The organism is Pseudomonas sp. Marseille-Q5299, assembly GCF_943737035.1.
Lineage (GTDB): Bacteria > Pseudomonadota > Gammaproteobacteria > Pseudomonadales > Pseudomonadaceae > Aquipseudomonas > Aquipseudomonas putida_E.
This window is the reverse complement of sequence record NZ_CALSFR010000011.1, coordinates 1-2,024: the sequence shown is the minus strand read 5'-3', so window position 1 is coordinate 2,024 and position 2,024 is coordinate 1. Positions and strand designations below refer to the sequence as shown.

The 2,024-nt window shown below is 56.8% G+C and carries 2 protein-coding genes; both read right to left on the bottom strand.

All coding sequences use genetic code 11. The features are described 5' to 3' along the window. On the bottom strand, positions 1-736 hold a 736-nt coding region (locus NGJ21_RS23840), incomplete at its 3' end, for a DUF2515 family protein (protein WP_251962790.1). Beyond that, positions 733-2,024: DUF2345 domain-containing protein (locus NGJ21_RS23835; RefSeq protein ID WP_251962789.1), on the bottom strand; the 1,292-nt coding region annotated here is incomplete at its 5' end. The genes NGJ21_RS23840 and NGJ21_RS23835, both read right to left, overlap by 4 nt.

Genomic DNA, 2,024 nt, shown 5'->3' with positions numbered 1-2,024 from the left:
CCTTGTAGTACCACCTTTTTTCAATCTGTGGCAGTGACGTCCAAAGCTTTTCGCGCCCACCCATTCTCATCAACGCCCCCAATTGCAGATCCCCGCGTCTCTTCCCCCCTTTCACGTCCCCGCCTTGGCCCCTGACATCGACACCTGCCACGTGAGGCTGAGTTTCTGCCCGGAATTTAATTTTTGGTAGCGCGTCATCAACCCATGGCAGCTCTTTAAAAGCTGTTTTGAATTCGCACTGATAGTCATTCCAGTTCCGCTTAGGAACGGCGCTGCGAAACTCTTCGGGGTAGTTGATATAAAACCAATGCCATACAAAAATATCTTGGAACAACCAAAAATTACCTTCACCCAAATGCATTTTAGTGATTTCAAAAAAAGGAGTGGCTGCCCCGGTGTATCTCCACTTGCTGGTGCTGGCATAGTCAAGTGCGCACATGACTTGCTTGCTGGCGAATGCAGCAAGTCCGGTCCAGTAGAACCGGCCTTTTAGTTCAGGCTTTCCATTTTTCTCGAGTTCAAGATAAATCCGGGCGTAGTTTCCAGCGATCCGCTCAGCACGAACACTGAAGTCCTTGATCAACTCATAGCGTGCAGTGTTTTTGAATTCGACACGGGTTTTCACCGATAGCCGACGTACCGCCTCTTGCTGCCCTAATGTCCATAGCTCTTGATAATGGACTTTTGGGGTATTTGTGGAGCACGTTTGCTCGTTGAATCTGAAGTCTTGTTTCATACTTTGGTTCTCGGCACATATTTGTCAGCACCGGCCGGCACTACCAATTCATCGGGTACAAGTCGCATCTTGGCCGTATCGGGTTTATCGCTGAAGAGGCGTGGAGTCATGCCTTCTTGATCGGTGAAATAGACCCGCTTACCTTCACCAGGAAGGTCAATTTCGACCGCGACATTTTCCAGAGGCACGCCGAAATTCGTCATTAGCCTATTCTGTTCGTCATACATACCCGACGAGGGACCAGTCGGGAATTCCTTGAATGTGTGTTCCATGCTGGCCGGCGCGTCGAGTGTCTTTTTCGCGCCCTTGATATCGATAGTGCCGGGTGCATGTAGCTCGATATTGCTGCCTTTGATACGGATGTAGGCACCGCCACTGGTGAGCAGAATCTCTTTCTGCGCTGCCATTTCGATCAACTGTTCCAGCGACGTGAGCTTCATGCTCTGCAGCGCGGTCAGCTCCATCGCATCACTTTGCGCTTCCAGTTCTACCTTGCCTTTGGCCGCAAACAGCTTGGCCCCGGCGTTCTGCGCAAACAGGCTGATGCTCTGCACCACGCTGGCCAGAAGCGACTTGCCGCTGGCGATGCTGACGTCCTCACCGGTGCTCACGGTCAGGTGCTTGCCGCTGTGCAGGTGGGTGTTCTGCGGCGTAGCAGTGGCGATGTCCGCGGGAGAGGAGGCGATCAGCAGCGGCTTCTGATAGCCAGGGGTTTTTCCCCGGCCACCGTTGCGGATCGCCCAGGCGGTGTCGCCGCCGTTGCGCTGCTGTTCGCTCGGGCCCTGGCTCGGGCTGCTGCTGTCGTTGCCGTAGGTGACGTCGGTGTCGGCGTTGAGCTGAGTCAGGCTGTCGAGGCCGCCCTGCAGGGCGTCGGCGTTGTGCTGCTGGGCGGTGTCAGAGAGGGTTTTTACCCGCTGTTCGCTGTTCTGCAGCTGTTGCTGGGCTTCGCTGACGTCGAGCTGCGCGCCTTCGGCGTTGCTGCGTTTCCAGGTGCTCAGGTACAAACCCTGCTGGGCGCGCAGGGCGCCGTAGGCGTCGGTGCGCAGCTCGAAGCCGGTGCCGCGCAGGCCGCCGCGGTTGTTGCCGCGCTGGTCGATCAGGTAGCCGAGGTTGAGCTGGGTGTGGCCGTGGCTGCTGTGGATCTGTGTGCGGACCTGACCAGTGGAGTCGTCCATGACCCACTGGTTGAAGCCGCCACCGCCGACTTCCTTGCTCTTGTAGCCGCTCATCAGGCCGCTGGAGTGCCAGGCGGGTTTGTGGCCGCCGTAGACCTGGCCCATGACCAGCG